Here is a 19875-nt window from a genome sequence, read left to right as displayed (position 1 = left end):
GGTTTAATATTCAACAGTTATCGAATTGTTATAAATGGCGCCCGGGATGATCAATCACCCGGGCGTTTTTATAAGGAATTTATGTCTCGTCGGAAACATAATATTTACCTGGCCTTGGGCTGGTTATTGATTTTCTCTTTTTTCACGTCGCCAACCAATGCCATCAGCGCCGGGGTTAAAAAAGGGGAGAGCAGGAAACCAGTCGTTTATCCCAACAGTTCCATAACTGTCCTGGTAAACAGGGACTATTTGCCGGCCCTGAAAGATGCGATTGCTAAGGCCAAAAAAGAAATAACCTTGTCATTTTTCCATTTCAAGACTAAGGGGAGCAGGGACAGTTATCCCGACGTCATCATGGCGAGCCTGATTGCAGCCTCCCAACGGGGAGTCAAGGTGCTGGTCCTGCTTGAACAGGGCCGGAATCCGGACGAGGACAACACCCGGGAGAATAGGCAGACGATGGAGCGGTTAAGGAAGATGGGAGTGATTGTGCATCTTGATTCACCCTTGACAACTACCCATACGAAAATGGCCGTAATTGACGGGAAATATACTTTTGTCGGGAGCCATAACATGACGCAGTCCGCCCTGAAATATAACAACGAAATTTCGGTGCTGATCGAATCGCCGCAGGTGGCGGCCGAGGCTCTGGGCTACATAGAGTCGCTTATACCACGATGAAAAATAACTTACCAAAATCTTCGGTTATTATACTGATTGTCCTCTTGTTCTCTGCCATTTCAGCGGTAGCGGGGCCGACTGCCGTAAATTCTGCGCAAGTAGCGACGGACAAGGCTAAAGCCGCCGCAGGTCCTTTAGTTGCCGAAACATCGGCAGACCGAACAGATCCTCAGCCCCTGGGCTGCATTCTTCCCCTTACAGGCCGGTTTGCCGCCTATGGCAACCGGGTGCTGGAGGCGATTATTCTGGCCGCCGGTCTTTTTGATCCGCACAAGCAAAGCCCCGTAAAGCTGCTAATCGAGGATTCCGAGAGCCGACCGGAAAAGGTCCGCGAAGCAGTGTTCAAACTGGTTAACGCCGGTGCGGTGGCCATTATCGGTCCCCTCGGAAGCGATGAGTCCGAGGTGGCGGCCCCGGAGGCGCAGCGCTGGAAAATCCCTCTCCTGACCTTGACACAGAAAGAGGGAATTACGGATGCGGGACCTTATGTCTTCCGCAACTTTCTCTCCGGTTCCCTGCAGGTCAAGACGCTGGTAAAGTTCGCCATGGGGGATTTGCAACTCAGGAAGTTTGCCGTTTTATATCCTGATGACGGTCATGCTCCCGAGATTGTGAAATTATTTTATCAAGAGGTGACGAGGCGTAAAGGAAGTATTGTCTGGGCGGAGCCCTATAAAAATGATCAGACCAATTTCAGCGAACAGATCAGGAAACTGGTCGGCACGATGGAAATAACCCGGGCGGGAGATGAGGTTGCGGACCAGCCTCCGTCTAAGACTATCAATTTCGAGGCCCTTTTTATTCCTGATTCCTATCCGGCCGTCAAGATGATCGTGCCACAGCTTGTTTACAACGATATTCGGGGAGTGCGTCTCCTGGGTCTGAATGGCTGGAATTCACGGGAGCTGCTGGCCATGGAGGATGGTTATCTGGAGGGGGCGATATTTACCGACGGTTTTTTTGTCGAAAGCAGCTATCCGGGAGTGATAGACTTTGTTGATAAGTTTTATGCAGCCTATGGCCGGGAACCGGATGTGATGGAAGCCCAGGTCTTCGATACGGCCGGCATGGCAGTTTCGAATATCCTGGAAAACAAGGGCGCAACGAGGGAAAAGTTCCGGGACGGTCTGCAGGGAATCAGGGCCTACCCGGGAGTCACGGGCCGGACCTCATTTTCTGCGACGCGCGAAGCCGAAAAAGATGCCTTTGTCCTGACGGTCAAAGACGGGAAAATAATCCAGGTAAAACAGGGTGACAAATGAGGTATCTGCTTACGAATGATGACGGCATTTATTCCCGGGGATTAAGCGCCCTCTACGAAGAATTATCCAAGGACGCGGACTGCCTGATTGTGGCTCCCGAGGTGGAACAGAGCGCAGCGAGTCATGCCATTACCATTGCCCGACCCCTGATGGTACGACGAGCCGGAAAGAACGGCCGCTTCCGGGGCTATGCGGTGGCCGGCACGCCGGCAGACTGCGTCAAGATAGGCATCCATGAGCTGTCGGACGGGCCCATCGCTCTCGTGGTGTCGGGGATCAACATGGGCGCCAATTTGGGTGTTAATATCCTCTACTCCGGAACGGTGTCCGCCGCCGCGGAAGGGGTTATGCTGGGCGTGCCCTCCTTGGCCATTTCGCTCGATACGCACCAGGATGCGGACTTTACCTTTGCTGCCCGGTTTGCCCGGAAAATGGCCGCTTTCATGATCGCCAAAGGTCCCTTTATCAATACGGTACTCAACGTGAATGTCCCCGCCCTGCCCGAAGCAGAGATTAAGGGGATTGCCGTTACCAGGCAAGGGCAAAACATGCCGATGCAGACCTTCGATAAAAGAACAAATCCCCGTGATAATACCTACTACTGGTTGGCCGGAGAGGTGCAGCGTCCAGGCACAGCCGAGCCGGATTCCGATGCCGGCGCTCTCCACCGCGGCCTGATCAGCATCACGCCGCTGCATTATGACCTGACCCGTCATGACGCCCTGGCCGACCTGAAGAGCAGGGTACAGAGGTTTTTTTAAAGCAGAAAGCAGACGCTTCAGATACGGGGACAGTATACTTGTGAGGCCGGGCAAGGTCGTGTAAACAAAAATCCATCTTGTAAGTCGTGACAAATTTTGTTAGCTTGCCCAAGGAAAGCATAAAGAACGGCAAACCCCAGAAAGCACCGTTGAAAGGCAAAACCATAAATGACTGATGAGAAGTTATTAGCCACGGCTCGGGAGGTCCTGAAAATAGAGGCGGAGGGCATCCTGCACCTCGTTGACAAAGTTGATGACAGTTTCGCCCAGGCAGTGAATATTATTTACCGCTCCACCGGCCGGGTAATTATCACCGGCATCGGGAAGTCGGGTCTGATCGGAAAAAAAATTGTTGCCACGCTTACCAGCACCGGCACCCAGGCCATCTTCCTCCATCCCGTGGAAGGAATACACGGGGATCTGGGGATCGTCACCAAGGATGACGTCGTGATCGCCATGTCCAACAGCGGCGAAACAAACGAACTCAACCTGATCGTCAGCGCCATACACCAGATCGGCACGCCCATCATCGCCTTGACGGGCAACCTCTCTTCCCAGTTGGCGCGATCTGCAGACGTGACCATAGACGTCGGCGTAGAGAAAGAGGCCTGCCCCTTCGGCCTGGCGCCAACTTCCAGCACCACCGCCGCCTTGGCAATGGGTGACGCCCTGGCGGTCGCCCTGATCGAAAAAAGGGAATTCAAGGAAAGTGATTTCTTCCGGTTTCATCCCGGCGGCAATCTTGGCCTGCGCCTGCGCGCCAAGGTAGGCGACGTGATGATCACGGGGCGGCAAATGCCCATGGTGACCCAGGATGCCACCGCGCTTACCGCCATCGAAGAGATGGACATCAAAAACAAGGGCTTTGTCCTGGTGACGGACGGCAAGAACCGGCTGGCAGGAATATTGACGGATGGCGATCTGCGCCGCCTGATCAGGAAAGATGTTGATTTCAAAGGAAAGAAAGTCGAGGAGCTGATGACCGGGTCGCCCAAGACTATCGAGGCGAGCGCTTCCCTGGCCGAAACTATCGAATTCATGCAGCGTGATGAAATAACCACGCTGGCCGTGGTTGATAAAAAAATGAAACTCCAGGGCTACATCCACCTGCATGATATCCTGGGCCGCGGGGGAAGCCTGAAAATTTCCCTCCCCTAACCATAGAAAAACGCGAAAGGAATCCGGCCATGAATGTGGAAGTATTTAGAGAATACGATGTAAGAGGCCTCGTTGACAGGGATTTGAATAGCGATTTTGTCTATGATCTCGGGCGGGCGATCGGGACCTACGCCCGTCGCCATGGCGCCAAGACCATGACCCTGGGGAGGGATTGCCGTCTCAGCTCGGAAGCTTATCAGGAGGCAATCGGCAAGGGGTTGATGGCCAGCGGGATAAACATCATCACTATCGATCTTTGCGCCACGCCGATGCTGTACTTTTCCATCCGCCACCTCAATGCCGACGGCGGCGTCATGGTCACGGGGAGCCATAACCCACCTGAATTCAATGGTTTCAAAATTTGCATTGGACCGGATACCATCTACGGGGCAGAAATTCAGGAATTAAGAAAGATCATGGAAGCCGGCAGTTATGAAAGCGGCACGGGAACGAGGCAATCTCAGGATGTCACGCAGACTTACGAGGATTATCTTTTTGGCAATATCAAGATCGGCAGAAGTTTAAAGATCGTCGTGGATGGCGGGAACGGTGTGGGGGGAATCTTTGCCCTGCCCCTGTTCAAAAGATGGGGCTGTGAGGTGACAGACATCTACTGTGATCCGGACGGCCGCTTTCCCAACCACTTCCCCGATCCCACGATCCCCGCCAACCTGCGCGAGCTGGTTAAGCTGGTAAAGGAAAAGGAGGCCGATGCGGGCATCGCCTATGACGGCGACGCCGATCGTCTCGGCCTGGTTACCGACAGGGGAGAGATCCTTTGGGGAGATGAAATTCTGCTTTTCTTTGCCCGGTTTGTCTTGAAGGACAACCCCGGCGCGGCCATCATCGGCGAGGTAAAGTGCTCGCAGAAGCTCTACGATGATATCGCCAAACACGGCGGCCGTCCGATCATGTGGAAGGCTGGTCACTCGCTCATCAAGGGCAAGATGAAGGAAGAACACGCGCTCCTTGCCGGAGAAATGAGCGGGCACCTGTTTTTTGCCGACCGTTACTTCGGCTATGACGATGCTATCTACGCCTCCGCCCGCCTGCTGGAAATTCTTGCCAGCTCGGATAAAAAAATCAGCGCGATACTGGCCGATGTGCCCCATACCTTTAGCACGCCGGAAATCAGGGTGGATTGCCCCGACCACATTAAATTCCAGGTGATAAGTGATATCAAGGCCTACTTCGAGAAAAAATACGCCATTATTGACATTGACGGAGTCCGGATACCCTTTGCCGACGGCTGGGGATTGATCAGGGCCTCCAATACCCAACCCGTACTCGTGCTCCGTTTCGAGGCCTTTACAGAGGCGAGGCTCCAGGAAATCAAAAGCATGATTGAACAGGAACTCGCTTTGATCATGGGAAAATACTCTTAGAGTAGCACAGTAGCTTTAATAACAGTTAAATCCCCCTTTTCTAAAGGGGGAAATTATTTGCGACAAAAAGAGGAACATGCTTGAATTGCCGCACATCCACCAGCCCCCGGTCAGTTATCTTCAGCTCCGGTATCACGGGCAGGGCCAGGAAGGAAAGCGTCATAAATGGCTCTGACAGAGGACATCCCAGGGATTTTGCCGCATGCTTCAACTCTTCCCAGTTGCAGGCAACGGCAGCAACTGGGGCATCCGACATGAGGCCGGCGATGGGCAGAGACAGGCTGGCCAGAACCTCGCCCGCGGCGACAACCGCCAGCCCCCCCTGCATGGCTTCCACCGTTTTAACGGCCTGATACATGTCCCCATCGTTCACACCCACGCAAATGATATTATGAGAATCGTGGGCAACAGAGGACGCGATGGCCCCCTGCTTCAGTCCGAAACCACGCACCATTCCGATGCCGATGTTGCCCGTATTATGGTGGCGCTCTACCACGATGATCTTCAGTATGTCCCGTTCGGGATCCGTTGCGAGCAATCCCTCTCTGGGCGATGTCTCCACAAGTACCTCTCTGGTCAATAACTGACCCGGGATCAGTTCCATAACCCGAATTTCCCTTCCTTCCCAAGGCATGGCCAACGCTGCCGGCCCCCAGGGTTTTATATGCATGGTATCGAAATCATAGGATATATTTGCTCGTTTAGAATTACCAACCACCACCCCTTGATCATAAACCAGACAACCATTTTTGATGACGCTTTGCACCTGCAGGTGACGCCAGGAGGAGAGTATCGTCAAATCGGCCTGATAACCGGGGGCAATGGCGCCCTTATTTTTCAAACCGAAGTAACGGGCCGTGTTATGGGAGACCATCATGAGGGCGGAAACCGGATCCATGCCACGGTCAATGGCCAGTTTGAGCAGATGATCAAGATGCCCGTGCTGAAGCAGATCGGCGGGATTAAGATCATCGGCAACCAAAGAAAAATGCGGCAGGGAATGGGGTGTTATCAAGGGAAGGAGCGTGTGCATGTTTTTGGCCAGCGTTCCTTCCCTTATCATGATGTGCATCCCCAGCCTGAGCTTTTCCCGAGCCTCTTCCAGACCCGAGCATTCATGATCGGAACGGATGCCAGCCGCCACATAGGCGTTCAGAGCTTTTCCCGAAAGCAGCGGCGCGTGACCGTCAACGATGCAATCGGCAAAAGCTGCGACCTTGGCGAGCACCTGCTCATCACCATTTACTACGCCCGGATAATTCATCACTTCGGCCAGACCCAAAACAGACGGTTCCCCCCGTAAAGATATCAGATCGCTCACTTCCAGACGGGAGCCAGAAGTCTCCAGATGGGTGGCGGGGACACAGGAAGGAAGCATGAAATAGATGTCCACGGGGAGGCCGGCCGCGCTGTCGAGGAAATACCGGATGCCGTCTTTGCCCATGACGTTGGCTATTTCATGGGGATCGGCAATAATGGCCGTTGTGCCGTGGGAGAGAACTGCGCGCGCCAGTTCCGGCAGAGCCAGCATCGTACTCTCCAGGTGCAGGTGCCCTTCAATAAAACCCGGACAGATTATTCCGCCCCGCACATCCAATATCTCCGGCCCCTCATAATTGCCAATGCCGGCGATAAAGCCATCGGCGATGGCCACATCGGCTTCGATCATCTCACCGGAAAAAACATTGACAATTGTGCCGCCTTTCAGGATCAGATCGGGATGCTCCCGGCCTCCGGCAACGGCAATTAACTTTTTACGGCGCTGTAACATCCCGACTTCCTTTCAATTTATTGTTTCTCCTTATTGTTTGCAATTGCACGCAGCATCCAGAATTTTTGGAATCGTCAGAAGAATCAGCTTTTTTACGTTATCGGCATTATTACCCATGATGGCAACGATCATCTCCCAGGTGACCGGGGCTTCTTCCTCTTTCCAGCAGTCATAATCGGTAGACATGGCAATGCTCTGATAACAGATCCCGATCTCCCGCGCGAGGATCACTTCGGGCACCGTTGACATGTTGATCACATCAGCGCCAAAGCCTCTGAACATATGAGATTCCGCCTTTGTAGAAAATCGCGGGCCTTCAATAGTTATAACCGTTCCAGACCCATGATGCTTGAGTTTGAGCGCCTTCGCGCTTTGAACAAGGACCGAGCGCAGGTTATGGCAAAAAGGTTCGCTCATCGGCGTGTGAATCACCTTTTCATCGTGGAATGTGAGGGCTCTTTGCTTGGTAAAATCTATGAACTGATCCACAAATACAAGGTCTCCGGGTTTTATCTTTTCGCGCAAAGAACCGACCGCGGTGGTTGCCAGGATATGGGTACAGCCTTCCTTTTTCAGCGCAAAGATATTGGCCCTGAAATTAATCCCGGTCGGGTACACGGAATGATCCTTTCCGTGCCTGGCCAAGATTACCGTATCAACGCCGTTTATCTTGCCGATAGTAAGCTGGGAAGACGGGCTGCCATAGGGAGTCTTTACCTTTTTTTCCTTGATATTTTGCATCAGGCAAGGATCATCCATACCGGAGCCGCCGATAATGCCTATCTTGATATTCCCCATAGAATCTCCCCTGTAAGATGTTTTGTTGAGGAAGATATAAGAACTGGTTGGTAATGTCAAGACGGCAAGGACCACCCCTCTATGTCAAAGAGGGGTGGGGGATAATTTTTGTTACATAACCTTTTCATTGTCTTTTTGCCTGTCCTGTGCTAGATATCACAGCTTAAAAAAGGACTAAAGAGATTATAATTTCATGGCCATGATCAGAGCAGTGAAGGGTTGCAAAGACATCTTGCCCGGTGAGACGGGCAAATGGCGCTATGTGGAAGAAAAGGCCCGGGACATATTTGCGAGCTTCGGGGTGTTCGAGATCAGGACGCCTTTGCTCGAAAGGACGGAACTCTTCCAGCGGGGCATTGGCGCCGCGACGGATATTGTGGAAAAGGAGATGTACACCTTTCTGGACCGCGGCGATGAGTACCTGACGCTGCGCCCGGAAGCCACGGCCTCGGTAATTCGGGCCTATGTGGAGCACAGCCTGTACGCCGCCGACCCCGTGGCCAAACTCTTTACCATCGGCCCCATGTTTCGCCGCGAAAGGCCCCAGAAGGGCCGGTTCCGGCAGTTCCACCAGATAAATGTGGAGTTCCTCGGCCTGGACGGTCCGCAGGCGGATGGGGAAATCATTCTGCTGCTTACGCATTTGCTAAAAAGTTTGGGACTTACGGACCTGGGTCTGGAGATCAATTCCCTGGGCTGTCTGGTCTGCCGTCCCGCCTTCCGGGAAGCCATCCAGAAGTTTCTGGCCGGCCGGGAAGCTGGGCTGTGCGAAGATTGCCGGCGTCGTCTGCACACCAATCCGCTCCGGGTGCTGGATTGCAAGGTGGCAGGCTGTCGCGAGCTCATGACGGGCGCTCCGGAGCTGGGCGGTTTTCTCTGCGCCTCTTGCGAGACGCATCAGGCCAAGGTACTGGACATACTGGCAAATTTTGGCCTTGCCTATCAGATTAATCCGCGGATGGTGCGCGGCCTGGATTACTATACCCGCACCGCCTTCGAGGTAACAACGGAATCCCTGGGCGCGCAAAACGCCATCGCCGGGGGAGGACGGTACGACGGCTTGGTGGCCGAGCTGGGCGGACCAAAGATCGCCGGCATCGGGTTTGCGATCGGTATGGAACGTTTGCTGGCCTTGCTTCCGCAGGATGATGAGTCGTTTAAGCAACGGCCGCATCTTTTCATTGTCGCGCTCGGCGTCGAGGCCTTTGATACGGCTTTTGCCCTCGGCAACCGTTTGCGGATGCAAGGACTCACAGTGGAAATGGATTACACTGGCAAGAGCCTGAAAAGCCAGATGAAACGGGCGGATAAATTCGGCTGCCGCTATGCCCTGATTCTCGGGGAAAAGGAAATGAACGACAGAACCGCCGAGCTCAGAGACATGGCTAACAGCACGCAGTCAACCTTGGCCTTTGACAACATGGAAGAAACTTTGCTTACGTTGCAACGTGCCCCTACATTATAAATTGAGGTGAATGAACTTGTCCAACTTTATAACCAGGCAAAAAAGAACCCACTACGCCGGGAACGTGTCCCTGGATCAGGAGGGCACGGAAGTTGTCCTCATGGGCTGGGCGCACCGGCGCCGGGATCATGGCGGCGTCATCTTTGTTGACTTGAGAGACCGGGAAGGCATTGTCCAGGTGGTTTTCAATCCCGAAACAAGTCCCGGCGCCCACAGTGAAGCGCAAAAGATCAGAAGCGAATTCGTCCTGGCCGTCCGGGGAATCGTTCGCCGGCGCCCGGAGGGGATGGAAAACCCGCAGATGAAATCCGGCGCCATAGAGGTCATGGTGGAGGAACTGGAAATTCTCAATGAAGCCAAAACGCCTCCTTTTTCCCTTGATGATTGGACTGATATCTCGGAGACGGTGCGGCTGAAATACCGCTACTTAGATTTGCGCCGCCCGGAGATGCAGAAAAACCTGCTGCTGCGGAGCAAAGTGGCCGCCGCCACGCGAGAATATTTTGACCGGTCCGGCTTTACGGAGATAGAGACGCCCTTTCTGACCAAAAGCACCCCCGAAGGCGCTCGCGATTATCTGGTCCCGAGCCGCGTCAACAAGGGGATGTTTTACGCCCTGCCCCAATCTCCGCAATTGTTCAAACAGTTGCTCATGGTCTCAGGCTTCGACCGTTACTACCAGATTGTTAAATGCTTCCGCGATGAAGACCTGCGGGCCGACCGGCAGCCGGAGTTCACCCAGATAGATGTGGAGATGTCCTTTATTGATGAGGAGGACATCATAAACGTCATGGAAGGTCTGATGGCTCATCTGTTCCGGGGTTGCCTGCAGCGGGAACTTTGCCTGCCCTTTCCCAGACTGTCGTACGCCGAGGCCATATCCCGCTACGGCAAGGACAACCCCGACGTTCGCTTTGGGCTCGAATTACGTGATCTTACTGATATCGTCAGGAATTCAGACTTCAAGCTGTTTCGTGAGGTCATTGCCGGCGGCGGCGTGGTAAAGGCGATCAAGGTTGAAAATGCGCAAAGCCTGTCGCGCAAAGACATGGATGACCTGAAGGATTATGTGGCCGCCTACGGCGCCAAGGGTCTGGCCTGGGTCAGAATTACCGCCGCCGGCTGGACGTCGCCCATCTTCAAGTTTCTGACGCCGGCGGAAGTGCTGCAGATTAACGAAAAGATGGCGGTTCGCGAAGGCGACGTCGTCTTCTTTATGGCCGACACTCCGGCGATTGCCAACGCTTCTCTCGGAAATCTGCGCCTCCATCTGGCCAAAAAGCTGAACCTGATCGCGGAAAAGGATCTAGGCTTTACCTGGGTCACGGCCTTCCCGCTCTTCGAGTACAGCGATACGGAAAAACGCTTCGTATCAACCCACCACCCCTTCACCTCGCCCGACCTGGCTGACGTGGCACTGATCACCGCCGATCCCGGCCGCGTGAAGGCCAGGGCCTATGACCTGGTGCTAAACGGTGCGGAGATAGGCGGCGGGAGCATCCGCATTCATCAACAGCAGGTCCAGTCCCTGATCTTTCGGGCGCTGGGCATCAACGAGGCCGATGCCCGCAGCAAGTTCGGCTTTCTGCTGGATGCCCTCGAATACGGCACTCCGCCCCACGGAGGCATCGCCTTTGGACTCGACCGTCTCATCATGATGATGACGGGTGCGGAATCCATCCGCGATGTGATCGCTTTTCCGAAGACGCAAAAGGCTACCTGCCCCCTGACCGACGCACCATCCGAGGTGGCCATGGAACAGTTGCTGGAGCTTTCCCTGAAGATCGTAACATAGAATGCGGGGACAGACTTAAAATTTGTCCCCATAATGGAGAAACACACATGGCGAAATGGAATGCAGACAAAAAAGTCCTCGAGCACGAGCATAGCATATTCTGGAAATTTGAGCTGAAGGATGTTGCCGAGCCCAACCTGCAGAAGGACGTTTTTCCCTATACGGAAATTGCCAGAATAGATTTTGATCACAAGATCTATCCGATCAGTCCGGCCGAGGATATCTTCATAACCGACACCACTTTCCGGGATGGCCAGCAAGCCCGGCCTCCTTACACGGTAAAACAGGTCGTTGATTTATTCACGCTCCTGAGCAAGCTGGGCGGCGAAAACGGCGTTATCCGGCAATCGGAATTCTTTCTGTACAGCAACAAAGACCGTGAAGCGGTTGCCGAATGCCTGGCTTTAGGCCTGCGCTATCCGGAAGTCACGGGCTGGATCAGGGCCAACAAAGAGGACGTGCAATTGGTCAAGAACGCCGGTCTGAAGGAGACGGGCATTTTGACCTCCGCCTCGGATTATCACATCTTCCTGAAGCTCAACAAAACACGGAAACAGGCCCTCGATGAATATCTCGGCATCGTCAAATCCATCCTCGACGCCGGCGTCAGGCCGCGCTGCCATTTTGAAGACATCACGCGGGCCGATATTCACGGCTTCTGTATCCCCTTTGCCATCGAATTGATGAAACTTAGGGAAGAAAGCGGCGTAGATATCAAGATCCGCCTCTGCGACACCCTCGGTTACGGGGTGACCTACCCCGGCGCATCGCTGCCGCGCAGTGTGGATAAGCTGGTGCGCGCCTTTATTGACGATGCCGGCGTTCCCGGTCATCTCATGGAATGGCACGGCCACAACGACTTTCACAAGGCCATGATCAACGCCACCACCGCCTGGCTTTACGGCTGCGCCGCCGCCAACTCCACCCTGCTCGGCATGGGAGAGAGAACGGGCAATCCCCCGATCGAAGGCCTGATCATCGAATACATTTCGTTAAAAGGGCATCAAAACGGCATTGACACCACTGTTATCACCGATATTGCCGAATATTTCGAAAAAGAGATCGGGGTCCGGATTCCCTCCAATTATCCTTTCATCGGGTCCGAATTCAATGTGACCATGGCGGGCGTCCATGCCGACGGCCTGATCAAGAACGAGGAAATTTACAATATCTTCGACACCACAAAGATCCTGAAGAGACCGATCACGGCCACCATCACCGACAAATCGGGCAATGCCGGTATTTCATTATGGTTAAATCAACACCTGAATTTGACCGGGGAAAACATAGTGGACAAGCGGCATCCCGGTGTTTCCAAAATTCACAAAAAGGTCATGGAACAGTACGAGGCCGGCCGCGTGACCTCCATATCCCATGATGAGATGGACAGACTGGTCCGTAAATACATCCCTGAACTCTTCATGTCCGAGCTGGATCGAATAAAACTGATGGCCTCCGAAGCTGCCGTAGCCGTGGTCAAACAAGTTATTGAGCACGCGGTGATGAAGACCATGCAACCGGACCTCCAGGAACCAGTGATGCAGAAGTTTATTGAAGAGAATCCCTCCATTCAGTTTGCCTATGTTGTGGATTTGAATGGCAAAAAAATTACGCGCAACATCACCAACATCGCCGACCGGGCCAAATATGAAAACTATGGCGTGGGCACGGATCAGTCGGATCGCGAATGGTTCATCAAACCTTTGCAAAGCGGCAAAATTCATGTTACGGAGTTCTACATTTCGAAAATGACAGGCGCCTTATGCATCACCGTTTCCGCCCCGATCGTCAACGAAAGTGACGACATGGCCGGCATCTTCGGCGTGGACATCAAGTTCGAAGACTGGGTGAAGCGGGCGGAAGATATGGCCGAGGCCACGCAAATCGCCCTGAAATCGGAATATGAGTCTAAAAGCAAGTCTGATTGGCGGCTATAAGGAGGGGTGCCGATGGAACGATTTAAAAATATCATCAACAGTGCCATCAAGGAAGTGATCTCCGATATCTACATCGCGGGCGGTCACCCCATGGTATCAAGGAAGCATGGCAACATCGAGTTTCACCCGACCGTCAAATGGTCGCACCAGGAAGTGGATGCTTTAGCGCGTAAGCTGCTTACCGCCCATCAGCTCACCTCTCTGCAGAGCAGGAAATCCGTTGATTTCGCAATCTCAATCAGTCAGGCCCGGTTGCGGATTAACGTTTTCACTACGACTCGGGGATTAAGCCTGGCGATCCGCATCCTGCCCGGACATATACCCACCATTGAGGAATTAAATCTCCATCCTTCCCTAAACGAAATCGCCACCCTCAAGTCCGGCCTCGTTCTCTACTGCGGCCCGACCGGCGTTGGCAAGACCACTTCTGTTGCCGCCATTATCAATGAAATCAACAATACCCGTTTTTCCCACATCATAACACTCGAAAATCCCATCGAGTATCGTTTTCAATCGAACAAAGCCTTTATCCAGCAGCGGGAGTTGGATACCCATATGCCCTCCTTCTCCCAGGGGCTCCTCGATGTCTTGCGGGAAAACCCCGATGTGATCGTTGTCGGTGAGATGAGAGAGCCGGAAACGATGCGACTGACCCTTAACGCCGCCGAGTCGGGACATCTGGTCCTGGCCACGATGCATGCCTCCAGCCCGGAGGAGGCCATCTACCGCTTGTGCAATTCCGTACCCGTGGATGCGCAAAATGAGATCCGCTTCCAGTTGGCTTCAACCTTGAGCTGGCTGATCGTCCAGCAACTGACATATATTGCCAGGGTCGGTTTTCGAGTGCCCTTGCTGACCATTGTCAGGGGTACGCCATCAGTCAAAAATACTATCCGTGAAAACAAGCTGCACCAACTCCCCAGCGCTATTCAAGTGGGTAAAAATGATGGGATGTTCAGCAGTGAAAGATATTATAGCGAATATCTGGAATCCCGCGAGAAATTCACGCCGCCCATGCTGACCTTCCGCCCCTCCAACGAGATTATAGATGATATCGTCTATCGGTCTCCGCTTACAGAAGGCAATCTGGAACAGATGCCATTAGAGCGCCAGGCAACCCGCAAGGGACCGGAACCGATTGTAATCAGGACTGAATATAGCGCCCAAGATATGGAGCAAATCCTAACCATAGATGAAGATGCATCGTTGCATGACGTTATCAGTAAAATGGGTATTCGCTAGGAGAGGCCGCCATGAAAATTGAAAACAAGAGAAATTATCAGCGCATGAACACCCTGTTACCCTTTGGAGCGCGCCGTCTCGATATCAAGAAGGACGGGGGGCTGCAATGCCGCATGTCCAAGGGCGACATTGTCATTGATGAAACCGCCCCCCTGCCGGTCAAGGATGAACGGATGAACGCCTGGTTAAACATGATTAATACGAAGCTGGACTACCTGATTCGTCTGGCCCCCGCCCAACATGAAATCGGCGCCTCCATAGACTTCGCACCCGTGAATATCAGCGGCAGCGGCATGATGATGATTATGGCAGAATCCTTCCAGATCGGCGATATCATGGAAATAAAGATGATACTGCAGGTCTATCCGGCGAAGATCCTCTATCTCTACGGAGAGGTAATCCGCATTGATGAAACGCCGCATCTCCCCGATATGCTCACGGTGGGGATAAAGTTTCTCGGCATGACGGAAGAGGTGAGAAACGAAATCCTCAAATTTGAATTTAAAAAACATGGTGAAAAACTGCTGACGAAAAAAAAGCTGTACTCTTGACCTCGACAGTAGCTCATTCTTCATCAACCACCCATTGTTCATAGGGGCGATCCCGATGGCGCATCTCGGCCGGCGCCAGCTCCCTGATGAACCGGGAAGGACTGATGGTCAGGTTGCCCATCCCGCGACCATAGTCTACGAGCGGATAGCAGAGATAAAGCTCATCTTTAGCCCTGGTTACGGCCACATAGAAAAGCCGTCGCTCTTCCTCCTCCCCCTCCGGTTCCGAAAGCGCACGGGCCAGAGGCATCATTCCCTCGGCGCACCAGAGCATAAAGACCACCGACCATTCCAGTCCCTTCGCCTGGTGAATGGAACTCAAAACAATCCTCCCGCTGTTTTCGGTTTCGATCTTATCTTCCTCTTCGTCCGCATTCGTCATCAGGGCCAGTTCGCTCAAGAAATTTTCCAGAGAAAAAAACTTTTCGGCATAACCGGCCAGTTGCGTAAGATCATCCTCCCGCTGCGCCGTATCGGTAAATTTCCCCTGCATGTATTCCAAATAGCCGGAATCAAGCACAACCTGAATCAGCGCGGGTATGTCCCCCTGGCTGCCATCTGCGGCCAGGAGTTTTCTCAGCGTCTCCCGACATTGCGTCAGCCCCGGGACGGCGCCTTTGCCGGCACATTTGATGAAATCCTCACCCGCTACTACCGCGAGCGCTTCCTGCTGCCGGGAGATAAATTGCCAAACCTTGCCGGCCGTCGCCTTCCCAATCTTGCTGTAAAGACCGAGCAACCTTTTCCAGGCCAATTCATCGTAAGGATTAGCCAGAATGCGGAGGTAGCAGACGACGTCCTTGATGTGCGCCTGTTCAAAAAAGCGGATGCCCGAGCGGATTTCAAACGGGATTCCCCAGCGGGTCAATTCCATCTGAAGCTCCATGGAATGATAATGTGCCCGATATAACACCGCTATTTCATTGAGAGGGAGGCCATCGCGATCCAACTCCCGGATCCGCTGCGCCACAAAAACCGCCTGCTGAAAAACATTGCGCGCCGGGATCAGGATGGGCTTGATGCCGCATTCGCGCACGGGTTTCAGGGTTTTCTGAAATTGCCGCTCATTGTTCGTAATGCTTAAATTGGCAAGGTGGAGGATCTCCGGCGTGCTGCGGTAGTTAGTCTCCAGCTTGAAGATCCGGCAGTCGGGGTAACGCTCCGGAAACTCGATAATATTGGCAAAATTTGCCCCGCGGAAGGAATAAATGCTCTGGGAATCGTCGCCCACTACCATCAGGTTGCGATGATGGGAAGCGAGCAGGTCAACAATTTCCGCCTGCAAGAGATTCGTATCCTGATATTCATCCACGAGCACATGGGAAAAGCGTTCCGCGTAATGGCGCTTTACTTCCGGAAAATCGCGCAGCAGCTTTCTCAGATTCAGGAGGAGGTCATCAAAATCCATGAAATTAAGGGTTTTCTTGCGGAACTCGTACCGGGCGGCTACGGCGGCGATGTCTTCCAGATAACGATAAAAAAAGGGGTACCGGTCCTGCAACACCGCAGCAATATCTACCGTCCGGTTGTGGGAAAGGCTGATGATATCGGCCAGGATATTGCCTTTCGGAAATTTATCGCCCTCCACCTTGCCCCTGATCTCCGCCAGGGAGCTGGCCATCAGTTGCTTCGCATCATCGCCGTCCATGATGGAGAAATTGTTCTGATAACCCAGCAGGTGGGCATTGTGCCGTAAGATAAGGTGGGCATTGTGATGAAAGGTGCCTCCGCACAGACGGCTGACGTCCTCGGTCACGAGCGTTTTAACCCTGGCCAGCATGGCCTTGGCCGCCTTGTTGGTAAATGTGGCCAGCAGAATCCGCTCCGGCGGCACGCCGGTTTCAATCAGGCGCGCCACCCGATACGTCAAGGCCCTGGTCTTCCCGCTGCCGGCGCCCGCGATAACGAGAATCGGCCCGCCCTCTTCCATCACTACCTGCAACTGCTCATCATTAAGATGTTTTTCGTAATTGATCAAATACCGTTACCTTAAATTAGAGACAATCTGCATATCGGACGAAATCAGGGAAAATGATATTCTCTCTACTGCGCCATGCGCTTCAGAACCTGACCCAGTTTCCGCAACTCCTCGCCATAGCCGGCCCAGTCACCCTGGCGTTGCAGGTTGGTCGCCTTATCATAGATGACCATCGCTTCCCTGGCCAGTGTGGCGGGTGATGCTTTCGGATCCGTCGTGACCGCCCGGGCGACTTCCCTGATGGCAGTTTTCCCGCCGAAGAGCCGCTGCAGGGCCATCTCCAGGTTTTCCTCCATGACAACCTGATCGCCGAAGGCGACTATCACGCGCTTCAGTTCGGGTAGAGCGGCCTTGTCTGCCGCCAGAAACAGCGGTTGAACATACAGCAGCGACTTTTCGATCGGTATCACGAGCAGGCTCCCCCGGATGACCTCTGAGCCGCGCTGGTTCCAGAGCGACAACTGCTGGGATATAAAGGAATCCTGATTGATACGGGCATCTATCTGTTTTGGGCCATAGATCAGGCGGTCGCGCGGGAAGGTGTAGGCGCGGATCTTACCGTAATTCGCCCCGTCACAACGTGCCGTCAGCCAGGCCGCCAGGTTGTCCCGATTAGAGGGGGTAAACGGCAGCAGCAGGACATACTCCTCCACCTTTTCACCCGGCAGCTTCATAATCGTGTAGTAAGGTTCCATCGGTTTTTCGCCCAGCGCCGGAATCTGCCAGAGGTTCTCCTTGTTGTAGAAGACCTTCGGATCGGTCATGTGGTAGGCGGCGAACATGGCGGCCTGAAGCTGAAGGAACTGGTGCGGGTAGCGGATATGCTGGCGCAGATCCTCCGGCATGGCCGCTATCGGTTTAAAGAGCTGCGGGAACATCCGGCTATAGACCTTTACCAGGATATCATGCGGGTCGCTGATATAGAAGCTGAGCGTGCCGTCGTAGGCATCCACAACCGCCTTGACGGAATTCCGCATGTAGTTGACGCCCCCCTTGATCGGCTTTGAATAGGGGAGACGATCCGATAAGGTGTAGGCATCTATGATCCATTGGAGCCTGCCGTTTTCCGCAACGACCATGTAGGGATCGCCGTCGAAGCGGAGGAAGGGCGCCACCGCCCTGACTCGCTCGTTGATGTTGCGGTTATAGAGGATGCGGCTCTCCGATGTGATATCGGAAGAAAGCAGAATTTTTTCTGTTCTGAATTTGGCGGCGAAGAGGACTTTTTTGAGCAGCGAATCAATGGGCACCCCGCCTTTGCCGGCATAGGTGGTATTTATATTGCCGGTGGTGGTCGGATAGCTGAATTCCGGAATTCTGGTCTTGACGACAACATAGTCGTTGGATAGCTCCCCATAATAGATTTCGGGTCTGGTTACCTTGATATCGGCCAGGCTTACCGCCGGGATATCCTTGACGAAAAACTCTGGCAGTCCCTCCTTGCTGATCCGGCTGACCGGACCGAAGGTGATGCCGTTGCCGTGGGTAAAGATAAGCCGTTCGTTGATCCAGTTTTTGCTGGGCAGGTCGCCGTAGGAAAGCTCGCGCGGCGAGAGCATGACCTGGGTGTACTGACCATTCACCAGGTAGCGGTCATTATCCACATCAAAAAACTTGTAATAGGTCCGGATCTGCTGCAACTGACTGTAGGTCTTGAGCAGCGGGGCATGATCCCAGAGCCGGATGTTCTTGATAGTGGCATCGTTGTTGGCGATATCGGCAGCGGCAAGCTTCGTATCAACATCGAAAGGCACCGTTTCAATCTTGTCCAGATCGTAGCCGAAACGCGTAAATTGAAGGTTATTCTTAATGTATGGCGTTTCCAGGGCCAACTCGTTGGGCGCAACCTTTAATTTTTGGAGCACCCCTGGATAGACCCGGATGCCGATTATGTAAACTGCAATCACGATGACGGGCGGCAGCAACGCCATCCGCCAGGCGCTTTTCCATATCCCGACGGCCAGCATGGCCCCCGCCAGAGGTGTCAGGAAAGTCAGAACCCGGTAGGTCAGCAGACGGGAGTTGACATCCACATAGCCCGCGCCATTAAAGGCGACGTTGTTGGAAAACAGCAGCCCGAAGCTGTCCAGATAGAAACCGGCGGCGATCACACAGGCAAAGCCACCCGTAAGAATTGCCAGATGTCGCCGGACCTTTTCATCTACCGCCGCGCCCCGCTCCGTCAGGATAATACCGCCCCGAACATAATACACCGCCGCCGCCAAGAGCATCGTTGCTATTAGCATAAAGCCGGCGAAGGACTGGAGTGTCTCCATAAACGGCAGGCTGAACAGGTAGAAACCGATATCCTCGCCGATGACCGGATCTACCGTTCCGACCGCCAGCCCATTTGTGAAAAGCAGCATCTCCTCCCATTGCATGGCGCCCCAGGAGCCGGTAAAGACGGCCAGGACGATACTGATGAGTACGCTGACCGGTTTAACAAGGCGAGCTACTTCATCCTTGTTTACCCGGATGTTGCCGCCTCCCAGGATGTATATACCGGACAGAGGAAAGCGGGCCTTGTTCGCAAAATAAAGATTGACCAGCATGAATATGAAGAACATCCCCCCGAAGAGCAGCCCGGCCCCTGACTTGGCATACAGGGTCGTACTGAACACCGATGAGAAACCGGTCTCGACGAAAAAGAGCCAATCGGTGTACAAATCAAGCAGGCTCAAAAGAAAGGGAGAAAGCACGAAGACAATAATCAGAATGATAATATACTTACTTTTAAACATGTCACTACTCCAGAGAGAATTAATATGAAAATCCCCCCCATCCCCCCTTTAGCAAAGGGGGGTTAAGGGGGGATTTTCATGTTTCGTTTTGCCCGCGCCTAGCATGGGTGTAAAAACCTTGCAGATTAGCGCAAGCAGATGCAGGGATACCTATGGTACTTATTTTAACGCACTACAATCATTGATATATTTTCTATTAAGATATTTCTTTCCGAGGTCAGGAGTATAGGGGGGCTGTCTTGGCTTGTCAAGGGATATTGTCATCCAAAATATCTCACCCTTCGGTAACATTTTTCTGGAAATCCGGGGGACACCATACCAGTTATTTTCGGAAACCAGTATGGTGTCCG

14 protein-coding genes are annotated in these 19875 nt (G+C 53.4%); 10 read left to right on the top strand and 4 right to left on the bottom strand.

Annotation, left to right across the window (positions count from 1 at the left end):
• Positions 1 to 81: 81 nt before the first annotated feature.
• The 5 genes from NT140_08665 (at position 82) to NT140_08645 (ending at position 5247) form a co-directional block, all read left to right on the top strand.
• Positions 82 to 681: a phospholipase D-like domain-containing protein gene (locus NT140_08665; GenBank protein ID MCX5831943.1), complete on the top strand. Its 600-nt coding sequence runs from the start codon at positions 82 to 84 to the stop codon at positions 679 to 681.
• Positions 678 to 1943, top strand: a complete 1266-nt coding sequence (locus NT140_08660) for a penicillin-binding protein activator (protein ID MCX5831942.1) — start codon at positions 678 to 680, stop codon at positions 1941 to 1943. The genes NT140_08665 and NT140_08660 overlap by 4 nt, the downstream gene beginning before the upstream one ends.
• Positions 1940 to 2704, top strand: coding sequence for a 5'/3'-nucleotidase SurE (surE, locus tag NT140_08655; GenBank protein ID MCX5831941.1), 765 nt, complete (start codon positions 1940 to 1942; stop codon positions 2702 to 2704). Before NT140_08660 ends, surE begins: the two co-directional genes overlap by 4 nt.
• A 168-nt stretch (positions 2705 to 2872) precedes the next feature.
• Entirely contained in the window at positions 2873 to 3862 is a 990-nt protein-coding gene (locus NT140_08650) for a KpsF/GutQ family sugar-phosphate isomerase (protein ID MCX5831940.1), read from the top strand.
• Between the two features lie 29 nt (positions 3863 to 3891).
• Positions 3892 to 5247, top strand: coding sequence for a phosphomannomutase/phosphoglucomutase (locus tag NT140_08645; GenBank protein MCX5831939.1), 1356 nt, complete (start codon positions 3892 to 3894; stop codon positions 5245 to 5247).
• 40 nt (positions 5248 to 5287) lie between these two features.
• Here the strand turns inward: NT140_08645 and ade are convergent, their stop codons facing one another.
• Together ade and mtnP are read right to left on the bottom strand one after the other, a co-directional pair.
• Positions 5288 to 7018 carry an adenine deaminase gene (ade, locus tag NT140_08640; GenBank protein MCX5831938.1) on the bottom strand — a complete coding sequence of 577 codons (1731 nt, stop codon included), beginning with the start codon at positions 7016 to 7018 and terminating at the stop codon, positions 5288 to 5290.
• A gap of 30 nt (positions 7019 to 7048) precedes the next feature.
• The gene (gene mtnP / locus NT140_08635) at positions 7049 to 7816 is read right to left on the bottom strand and encodes an S-methyl-5'-thioadenosine phosphorylase (GenBank protein MCX5831937.1); all 768 of its coding nucleotides are present in this window, start codon (positions 7814 to 7816) and stop codon (positions 7049 to 7051) included.
• Between the two features lie 193 nt (positions 7817 to 8009).
• On the opposite strand from mtnP, the gene hisS reads away from it, so the two are divergent.
• The 5 genes from hisS to NT140_08610 are packed head-to-tail and all read left to right on the top strand — an operon-like array spanning position 8010 to position 14806.
• Entirely contained in the window at positions 8010 to 9281 is a 1272-nt protein-coding gene (hisS, locus tag NT140_08630) for a histidine--tRNA ligase (GenBank protein ID MCX5831936.1), read from the top strand.
• A 16-nt stretch (positions 9282 to 9297) separates the two neighbouring features.
• A complete protein-coding gene (aspS, locus tag NT140_08625) occupies positions 9298 to 11076 on the top strand; it encodes an aspartate--tRNA ligase (protein MCX5831935.1) in 1779 nt (592 codons plus the stop codon).
• Positions 11077 to 11123: 47 nt separating this feature from the next.
• Positions 11124 to 13013 carry a histone-lysine N-methyltransferase gene (locus tag NT140_08620; GenBank protein MCX5831934.1) on the top strand — a complete coding sequence of 630 codons (1890 nt, stop codon included), beginning with the start codon at positions 11124 to 11126 and terminating at the stop codon, positions 13011 to 13013.
• A 12-nt stretch (positions 13014 to 13025) separates the two neighbouring features.
• The gene (locus NT140_08615; protein ID MCX5831933.1) at positions 13026 to 14255 is read left to right on the top strand and encodes a PilT/PilU family type 4a pilus ATPase; all 1230 of its coding nucleotides are present in this window, start codon (positions 13026 to 13028) and stop codon (positions 14253 to 14255) included.
• Between the two features lie 11 nt (positions 14256 to 14266).
• The gene (locus NT140_08610) at positions 14267 to 14806 is read left to right on the top strand and encodes a PilZ domain-containing protein (protein ID MCX5831932.1); all 540 of its coding nucleotides are present in this window, start codon (positions 14267 to 14269) and stop codon (positions 14804 to 14806) included.
• Positions 14807 to 14819: 13 nt separating this feature from the next.
• Here NT140_08610 and NT140_08605 read toward each other — a convergent pair whose 3' ends face one another.
• Positions 14820 to 16784, bottom strand: coding sequence for an ATP-dependent helicase (locus tag NT140_08605; protein MCX5831931.1), 1965 nt, complete (start codon positions 16782 to 16784; stop codon positions 14820 to 14822).
• 65 nt (positions 16785 to 16849) lie between these two features.
• On the bottom strand, positions 16850 to 19525 hold the full coding sequence (locus NT140_08600) for a UPF0182 family protein (GenBank protein MCX5831930.1): 2676 nt from the start codon (positions 19523 to 19525) through the stop codon (positions 16850 to 16852).
• Positions 19526 to 19875 lie beyond the last annotated feature (350 nt).

It is taken from the genome of Deltaproteobacteria bacterium, from assembly GCA_026388415.1.
In the GTDB taxonomy this organism is placed as follows: Bacteria; Desulfobacterota; Syntrophia; order Syntrophales; family JACQWR01; genus JAPLJV01.
The sequence above is the reverse complement of the archived record's forward strand: the minus strand, read 5'-3'. Positions and strand labels throughout refer to the sequence as shown.

Excerpts from the sequence above, each read along its gene's own strand:
- mtnP (MCX5831937.1), bottom strand. The coding sequence starts at position 7,816 with ATGGGGAATATCAAGATAGGCATTATCGGCGGCTCCGGTATGGATGAT.
- NT140_08620 (MCX5831934.1), top strand. The coding sequence starts at position 11,124 with ATGGCGAAATGGAATGCAGACAAAAAAGTCCTCGAGCACGAGCATAGC.
- NT140_08645 (MCX5831939.1), top strand. The coding sequence starts at position 3,892 with ATGAATGTGGAAGTATTTAGAGAATACGATGTAAGAGGCCTCGTTGAC.
- ade (MCX5831938.1), bottom strand. The coding sequence starts at position 7,018 with ATGTTACAGCGCCGTAAAAAGTTAATTGCCGTTGCCGGAGGCCGGGAG.
- NT140_08665 (MCX5831943.1), top strand. The coding sequence starts at position 82 with ATGTCTCGTCGGAAACATAATATTTACCTGGCCTTGGGCTGGTTATTG.
- NT140_08650 (MCX5831940.1), top strand. The coding sequence starts at position 2,873 with ATGACTGATGAGAAGTTATTAGCCACGGCTCGGGAGGTCCTGAAAATA.
- NT140_08615 (MCX5831933.1), top strand. The coding sequence starts at position 13,026 with ATGGAACGATTTAAAAATATCATCAACAGTGCCATCAAGGAAGTGATC.
- surE (MCX5831941.1), top strand. The coding sequence starts at position 1,940 with ATGAGGTATCTGCTTACGAATGATGACGGCATTTATTCCCGGGGATTA.
- NT140_08600 (MCX5831930.1), bottom strand. The coding sequence starts at position 19,525 with ATGTTTAAAAGTAAGTATATTATCATTCTGATTATTGTCTTCGTGCTT.
- hisS (MCX5831936.1), top strand. The coding sequence starts at position 8,010 with ATGGCCATGATCAGAGCAGTGAAGGGTTGCAAAGACATCTTGCCCGGT.
- NT140_08610 (MCX5831932.1), top strand. The coding sequence starts at position 14,267 with ATGAAAATTGAAAACAAGAGAAATTATCAGCGCATGAACACCCTGTTA.
- NT140_08660 (MCX5831942.1), top strand. The coding sequence starts at position 678 with ATGAAAAATAACTTACCAAAATCTTCGGTTATTATACTGATTGTCCTC.